Origin of the sequence: Peptostreptococcus anaerobius VPI 4330 = DSM 2949 (genome assembly GCF_000381525.1) — a bacterium.
In the GTDB taxonomy this organism is placed as follows: Bacteria; Bacillota; Clostridia; order Peptostreptococcales; family Peptostreptococcaceae; genus Peptostreptococcus; species Peptostreptococcus anaerobius.
This window is the reverse complement of the sequence record NZ_KB906658.1, coordinates 1-6,739: the sequence shown is the minus strand read 5'-3', so window position 1 is coordinate 6,739 and position 6,739 is coordinate 1. Positions and strand designations below refer to the sequence as shown.

The following is a 6,739-nucleotide window of genomic DNA, read 5'->3' as shown; positions in this document are numbered from 1 at the left end:
AAACTATTAATTTCTTCTACCTATTATCTGAACACATTGGTATCACTCAATGAAAACGTTTATTGCAATGCTTATGCAAGATTAAAAAATCCATTAAGGTAAAATAAGGTAAAATAAGGTAAAGAATTTTTGCCCCTTATATGCCCCTTATTACCTTAGTTCACCCTATTAAAATCGACTTCTTAATAAATATGTGGTATAAGATTAAGTACTATCACTAACTTAATTTTTAGTTATAATTCTTCTTATGACAATTATAACATATAAATTATAAAATTCGTAAATTGCAATATCTCTAATACATTATTTCGTGTATTTTAATACATCTTTTGTAATTTTAGTTTTTTTTATCCGAATAAATTACTAAACTCTCCCATCTTATATTCCTTATTAAAGAATGGAAATCCTATAATCTTATACTTATTATCATCTACATAAATTTTTGTAGGTATGCCTTGTTCTTCAATTTTTAGTAGAAAATCTTCTTTCCATTTATCTTTTCCTAATAAATGACTCCCTTTAGGCTCAATATAAATTTGTTCTTGCAAATATCTATCTGTGCCTTTCTTTTGTAAAAATAATAAAAAGTCTGGCTCAAATCTTTCTCCTGTTTCAAATTCATAAATAGCCAAGGCTGGAATTCTCTCATTTCTTACCAAATAAATTTCATCATATTTACTTCTTAAATCTTTAACTATCCCTTTAAAGTATTTAACAAATGCTTTTTCTTCACCTGTTCCATAATTATCATTATAGACGTACCATTGCTCATATGATAAATCCAAAACATCTTCATTGTCAATCATGGATTGAGACACTCCTACACCATCTCCATGTGGATTGTCTATATATATTTTTTTATCTTTTAATACCTCGTAGATTCTCTTGGCGTAAAATTCCTTAGTCCCTTCATACTCAGTCTCTATTTTTTGTAGATATAATGATATTTCTTTAAGTATTTTAATTGTTCCATCATAAAGATCTTTAGCTTGTAACTTTTCATACGGACTTTCTATTTGCAACATTATATTTCCTAAATAATTTTCAGATTGTAAAAATTCTTTCTTTGATTTTAAGTTAGGAAAATATGATTTAAGTGTATTGAATTTTAATATCTCAAAATTTGACATTGCACCTTCAGCAATATTTAAAGGTATATTCTTAAACTCACATTGAAAAGTATTGGTCATACCACTAGTCTTTACTTTTCCTTCATCAAATAATCCATATATAAAAGAACTGCCTGTTGATACTTTATGCTGGTAATATCCATTTCGTATTTTTTTATCTATTCCTTTAACTGATTTTCTTGACTTTTCAACTTTTCTATTTGAAAATACATAGGCCTCTCTGAAAAAATCTGTTTGTTTAAATTCATCTTTCAATATATAATTTATTTCCATCGGAGCATCTGCTAATAAACCCGTCTGTTTCAGAGCATATCTTAACTCACCAATATATCGTGAATCTTGCATTGAATGATATAAAAGTGTTTCCAATATCCTATTTTCATTAGATATATCATAATCATATTTACGCTTGTTTCTTGGCTGATCATCTTCAATTTTAAATGGACAATACCTAGCTCCACGTCCTATTAGTTGAGCTTCACTAATAGTTGTTTTTCCTGGCTTTCCATTTTTTCCATCTCGTGTTTCATACAATCTTACAATATCAAAAAGATTTAATACATCCCATCCTTCATTTAGCATATCAACTGTGAAAATTATTCTATATGGATTATCTTTTGCTTCAAGAGAGTTTACAGCAACTTGTTTTTCCTTTTCTTCAGATTCACTCTTAGAGTTTAATATTATAGAGTTTTCAGTTGCAAATCCTAATTTAATATCAGATACAAGAGCATTTAAACTTGGATCTTTTTTGAGAAAATATCCTATTGCATTCCTTAAATATTCATTATCAGAATCTTTATATTTTAATATTTCATCCGTCTTGAGATTATTTAATTTTTGGTAGAATTCATCATAAAATGTTTTTGATTCTTTAATTATTTTTGATTTTAATAAAACAACTGGCTTTATATTTTGACCATTGTCTCCAAACAAATGTCTCCTATATTCACTTATAACAAGAGCAAGCAAAGTTCTTGTCCACCTGTCATAATCACCTTGCATATTATTAAAATCTTTGGTGTATCCACTCTCTCTAAACTTAGATAAAGTGTAATCATATACAATTTTATCCAAATATTTCTTCTCAACATTAGGGTCTTTCAAGTCAGCAGTTGCTGTAAATTCTAACAAGGCATTATCTCTGTTTGCTCTGAATATTCTTTTAATTGTATATTCCCAGCTTTTGGCATTTTCTTCTAGGCTTGCTTTTTCACTTTTTGTAAGACCTTTAGTAACAGTATTTATATGGTGGGATTCATCTGAAATTAAAACAATCTTATCATCCTCAAAATCGTCAATAGTAGGAGAATTCTCCTTTGGAAAATTCATGTCCATATGAAGTTTTTGTGTGGAAGTAAAGCAAATATTTATTGCGTTTTTATCATAAAAAGCAAAATTGTTTACTTTTTTTACTTGAACTTGTTCTCCCATTAATTCTATATTTTCTGCAAAAAGATACTTAATAGAAGATTGATTGAGAAAATTTTCTTTAGTCTTTTCGATAATATTGTTCTGATTAACAAAAAACAAAAACTTTCTATAGCCCTTTGTATATAAATATAAAATAAGTCCTGCCATAATAACAGTCTTACCAGACCCAGTTGCCATATGAAATAAATTATGGATTTGTTTATTTTTAATCAAATCACTCTCAACATAAGTTATAAAATACTTAAAAGCATCTTCTTGATAATCACGCAGAATGATATTAGGATTTAAATTAGACTCTATATAGGAAGGTAATTCTTTCAATGCTCCTATTTTTTTAATAACGTCTAACTCTTGGTATAAATATTGATCAGTCATGATATCACTCCTTACCATAGAAACTTATTGTAAATGCCTTGTCAGCCTCACTCACCTTGTAATCTTCATCATCTATGTCTGATAAATTTACATAAAGTTGATTTTTATTTAAAAGCTCCATCACAATGTTCTTCTGCTCATCAAGACTAAGCTTATCAAACTCATCTTGTGATTCTTTTAAATCGCTAGGAAGAACAGAAGGAATTAATTTACCATTGTTAATGGCCTTATTTAAAATTTTTTTAACAGAATCTGAATCCTTAGCATCCTGTAGTTCAGAAATTAGACTTTCATTATCTTCTAATAGTTCACAATAAACAAAAGATCCACCACCTTGCCAGTTTACTGATTTAGAAATACCTCTATCTTCTCCTTTTATTACATTCACTAATCGTTTTATAGACTTTTCTTTAATATAATCCATTTGTTCAATTCCGATAAATTTTCTATTCAATTTTAATGCGACAGCTTGAGTGGTTGCAGTTCCCATAAAAAAATCTAACACTATATCATTAGGTTGGGTTGTTAATAAAACAATTCTTTTTAATAAAGACTCTGGTTTCTTTCCATTTTTCAAATTGACTCCTCCGCCTTCATTTGATAAATCATTTAAGGCAAAATTTAACCAGATATCACTAATGGATTCTGAAGGCAATAATTTTCCATTAAATTCTTCTAACTTAGATGATGCGAAAATTACTTCTTCATTTTTATAAACAAATTTATCAATTCCTGTTTCTGTTTTTACATGTGTGAAGACATCAGTATCAAAATTATTATCAACTGACATTTTCTTCAAAGAATTATTTGCTGCACTACGGAATACACAATCTGCATTTTCTAATAAGAATTTATATGACTCAGGGTCTCCATAAGTTAATCCAATATCATTTAGCTTCTTTCTCACCGTCGTGTATTCCCAGTTTCTAGTATCATCACTTCCATTTTTTTCAACATACTGTGTATATCTTTTAGAATCTATAGCAGAGTCCCAATCGCTAGGTTCCCTTAGCACATTAATTGTTGATTTTGTAGAATCCTTCTGATATATCAAAATATGCTCTTTTATCTTTGGAATTTTCTTATTAACATGTGCCATCTTAGGGCCACTTAAGTCGCTCATTTTAACGGTTATATGATTTAAAAAGCCACCATTTTTAGTCTTTTGCTTAAATAATTCATCTAGCATTACTTTTAAAGGGAAAACCCCGTAGTCATTCATCTGTATTACCAAAAATCCATCATCACGCATTAAATCAAAGGCTATATCTATCCTATTTTTCATAAATGTGAGCCATGTTGATAGTTTAAAATTGCTATTATATTCAAATGAATCATTGTCAGTTGAATCTTCAAAAAAGTATGGAGGATCTAAATATACACACTTTATACTATTTCTGTATTTTTTTAATAATGATGACAAAGCAAACAAATTATTTCCTTTAATAATTAAATTGTCATCTTCTTTAAATTCTATATTTTCTTCTATTCCGTCTTTAGTATATCGCTTAGCATTCCCTAAAACTTTTGGAGCAAGAAGTCTATTTGCCTGGTCTGGGGCTAAAGTTTCATTATAAAAAATTTCATCTCTTTTTTGGTCTTCTTTGGTTTGTCCACCCTCAAGGATACAATCTTTGTAAGGCCATACCAAGGAAACATCTTGTTTTTGACTAATTAGATTATTATTAGAATCTACAAGTCCTATCTTATTTTTATACATGGTAAATGAATCTGGAAGAAATTCTTTTGATTCTAGTACCCAGACAAATTTATTTTTATCAAAAACATATATGTCATCAACTATTGTAAAAAAGGCTTCTTTCAATAAATCATTATTTAGCAAGGCTTTTAATAATTTCTTATCATTATTTCTTGCTGCATCTGATACTTTTGTCTTAATAATTTGATTAGACTCTCCAACAAAACGCTCATCAAAACTCAAAACTTTTTTTAACTCATCTAAAAATTTCATAATTACCTCACATAATCCATAATATCTTTAACCTTACACTCAAGTACAAAACAAATCTTTGCTATAGTCTCTAAGTCAATTCTTTTAACCTTGTTATTACAATATGTTTTGGTCTTTGAGATATTGATTTTCCAAGCTTTCTCTTTTAACCAATTCTTCAGATATTCTATATTTATTAGGTTTATACCCTCTTTCGATTAGTATATTGCTAATATAGAAATATCTATACTCTAAATCCAATATACCTAAATTGCTAGTTATAGAGTCTCTTGACTTCATGTATCCTAATCCGTTTCGCTCTATAATATCTTTTATATCACCTATCAATTTCTTTTCTAGTTTATTGTCCTGCTTTATCCTGTCTATAAATTCTATACCCTTATAAAAATCATTATAGTCAAAGCTATTAGATTCTCCTAGGCTAGATTGTATTTCCTCTTTAAAGAAACATTCAAGAATGTGCCAAAATCTTATATTGCCATTCTTAAATCTACCTACTATCTCAAGACACATTGGGTAATCTAAAAGTATAGCAGTTTCCAGGTTTGTCTTAAAAGATGGGTTATCTCTTTTAAATTTAATTAAATCTTCATCTTCTATCTTGTAAATTGGCATATTGGATTCTAAAATATTCATGAATATATCTGTTTCACTTACACCAATTAATTTTGACAATGTTTCTATTGTAATTACATTTTCTTTTCCATGTGTATACTTCACTAAATTATTAACCATAAATACTCCTTTATAAAATACATAGGTAGTAAAAGTATAACACATCATATCAATATGTTACACTTTCATACCCTTATAATAATTAATGTAGATAACTAGACTATTTGTTAATCTCTTTCTTCTTTTATATGTTTTAGCATTTTGTTATTCCTGATTTTATCATAAAAAAAATCATGATTTCATCTACATTAATATTTTTTATACCCTTTGGTGTTTCTATAGGAGAATAGATTTTATACTCTTTTATAAAATATTTTCTATCTTCTCCGTTTTTTAATTTGAATAAATCTCCATCATTTAGACCATACTCATTTTTAACTATATCGTATATTTTTTTCAACAAACTCATTGACAAGCCTCCTATAATTAATTCATGCCTACATTTTCTTCATACTTTTTTATCATTTTGTTAAGTGTTGGTGTTGTAATTGAACAACACTTGGCAAACTGACCCTTGTTAATCTGCTTTGCCATGTATAAATTATACAACTTGTCAAATAATGAGTCCCTATAGTTTATCTTATTACCTGTTTTAATTTGTTTTTTCTTTGGTCTTTTGATTTCTTTTTCTTCATTAGGGTATATTCCTATATTTGATAGTATTTCATAAATAAATAATCTTCCTTTTTGAGTCCATTTAGTTGACATATAACTTTTTCCATACCTATCTATGTATGTTTCACTTTCTGTCAATCCTTTTCCTTGGTGTTGTCTATATAACAGCCATTGTCCACCTGTTTTAAACTGTACATTTTGTTCATGTAATATTTGATTTAATTCTTGAGCTGTCATTCCATAGTCTTTTGAAATCTGTGTTGTTGTGACAGCTTCATTAGACATCAATACTCTTTCACAATATGTGGCTTTAGGTTTTAATTCCTTATTTTCTATTTCTAATTGCTTTCTCTTTTCCTGTTCTTCTTTTAGGTTCTGTGCAATCTTGATGATAGTATCTGGATTAAGCAATACTTCTTCTACCTTATCAGGAGTTAGATATCCACCATGCTTTCTGATACTAGGTAATACCTCTGATGTTACCCACTTTTTAAACTTCTTTGCATTAGGTAATTTACTTCCAAATATTGCAGCGTAT

Annotated in this window: 6 protein-coding genes; all 6 read right to left on the bottom strand. The window is 28.2% G+C overall.

Annotated elements, in window-relative coordinates:
- Positions 1-347: 347 nt before the first annotated feature.
- Positions 348-2,939 (bottom strand): DEAD/DEAH box helicase family protein, encoded by a 2,592-nt coding sequence (locus tag F823_RS0110065; protein WP_019595753.1) that lies wholly within the window; start codon positions 2,937-2,939, stop codon positions 348-350.
- A 4-nt stretch (positions 2,940-2,943) separates the two neighbouring features.
- Positions 2,944-4,911, bottom strand: coding sequence for a DNA methyltransferase (locus tag F823_RS0110060; RefSeq protein WP_019595752.1), 1,968 nt, complete (start codon positions 4,909-4,911; stop codon positions 2,944-2,946).
- Positions 4,912-4,913: 2 nt separating this feature from the next.
- Entirely contained in the window at positions 4,914-4,991 is a 78-nt protein-coding gene (locus F823_RS11575; protein WP_416389750.1) for a helix-turn-helix domain-containing protein, read from the bottom strand.
- A 16-nt stretch (positions 4,992-5,007) separates the two neighbouring features.
- Positions 5,008-5,646, bottom strand: coding sequence for a hypothetical protein (locus tag F823_RS0110055; protein WP_019595751.1), 639 nt, complete (start codon positions 5,644-5,646; stop codon positions 5,008-5,010).
- 133 nt (positions 5,647-5,779) lie between these two features.
- Positions 5,780-5,995, bottom strand: coding sequence for a hypothetical protein (locus F823_RS0110050; protein WP_019595750.1), 216 nt, complete (start codon positions 5,993-5,995; stop codon positions 5,780-5,782).
- A gap of 17 nt (positions 5,996-6,012) precedes the next feature.
- A partial coding sequence (locus F823_RS10710; RefSeq protein ID WP_019595749.1) for a phage antirepressor KilAC domain-containing protein occupies positions 6,013-6,739 on the bottom strand: 727 nt, incomplete at its 5' end.

Excerpts from the sequence above, each read along its gene's own strand:
- F823_RS0110055 (WP_019595751.1), bottom strand. The coding sequence starts at position 5,646 with ATGGTTAATAATTTAGTGAAGTATACACATGGAAAAGAAAATGTAATT.
- F823_RS0110065 (WP_019595753.1), bottom strand. The coding sequence starts at position 2,939 with ATGACTGATCAATATTTATACCAAGAGTTAGACGTTATTAAAAAAATA.
- F823_RS0110050 (WP_019595750.1), bottom strand. The coding sequence starts at position 5,995 with ATGAGTTTGTTGAAAAAAATATACGATATAGTTAAAAATGAGTATGGT.
- F823_RS0110060 (WP_019595752.1), bottom strand. The coding sequence starts at position 4,911 with ATGAAATTTTTAGATGAGTTAAAAAAAGTTTTGAGTTTTGATGAGCGT.